This window comes from Mesorhizobium sp. M2A.F.Ca.ET.037.01.1.1, assembly GCF_003998075.1.
In the GTDB taxonomy this organism is placed as follows: domain Bacteria; phylum Pseudomonadota; class Alphaproteobacteria; order Rhizobiales; family Rhizobiaceae; genus Mesorhizobium.
In genome coordinates this window covers 1-975 of sequence record NZ_RZSA01001509.1, presented here as the reverse complement: position 1 = coordinate 975, position 975 = coordinate 1, and the positions used below count along the sequence as shown (strand labels likewise).

At 66.4% G+C, this 975-nt stretch carries 2 pseudogenes; one reads left to right on the top strand and one right to left on the bottom strand.

Going from position 1 to position 975, the window contains the following annotated elements:
• Positions 1 to 240, bottom strand: a pseudogene (locus tag EOA27_RS37985) (hydroxymethylbilane synthase); the annotation flags it as partial.
• 209 nt (positions 241 to 449) lie between these two features.
• Between EOA27_RS37985 and EOA27_RS37980 the strand changes: the two are divergent.
• Positions 450 to 975 (top strand): annotated as a pseudogene (locus tag EOA27_RS37980) (tRNA (adenosine(37)-N6)-threonylcarbamoyltransferase complex transferase subunit TsaD); the annotation flags it as partial.

Sequence of the window (975 nt, the reverse complement as noted above, 5' to 3'; positions counted from 1 at the left end):
ATGCACGGCGATGTCGATGCGGCCGTCGAGCAGCGCTTCCTCGATTTCCTTGGTGAACAGGCCCTTGCCGCCGGCTTCCGAGAGCGGCCGGTCCTGGATGCGGTCGCCGCTGGTCGAGATCGCAATCACTTCGAAGGCTTGCTCGGGCAGCCCGTGCGCCTGCATCAGCCGCGCCCGCGTCTCATGCGCCTGGGCCAGCGCCAGCGGGCTGCCGCGTGTTCCGATTTTCAAAGTTTGCATGGCGCGCGGTCCGTGATAACCCCCGTCCTTGGCCGAGGTCTGTCGAGATTCAGGTCAGGCCGAGCCGAAAAATGGTGGGTTCCGAGAACCGGAGCGGAGCGTACTTGAAGTACGTGAGCACCGGAAGCGCAGGAACCCGTCATTTGCAGGCCGGCATCACCTGAATATCGATAGACCTCTGGTGATACAATCTTTGAGCTAGCGACCAATTGATCCGCGTTCTGGGCATTGAGACGAGCTGCGACGAGACGGCGGCCAGCGTTGTGGCGCTGGACGGCGGCGCCGCGCCCGAAATCCTGTCCAACGTGGTGTTAAGTCAAATCGAGGAGCATGCCGCCTTCGGCGGCGTCGTGCCGGAGATCGCCGCGCGCGCCCATGTCGAGGCGCTGGACGGCATCGTCGAGGCGGCGCTCGCCGACTCGTCCGTCTCGCTAGACGAGGTCGACGCCATCGCCGCCACCGCCGGTCCCGGCCTTGTCGGCGGGCTGATCGTCGGCCTGATGACGGCCAAGGCGATCGCCGCCGCCGCGAACAAGCCGCTGATCGCCATCAACCACCTCGAGGGCCACGCGCTGACCGCGCGGCTGACCGACGGGCTGGACTTCCCTTACCTTCTGCTGCTCGTCTCCGGCGGCCACACCCAGATCGTCGCGGTGCGCGGCGTCGGCGACTACCAGCGCTGGGCGACCACGATCGACGATGCGCTCGGCGAGGCCTTCGACAAGACGGCCAAGA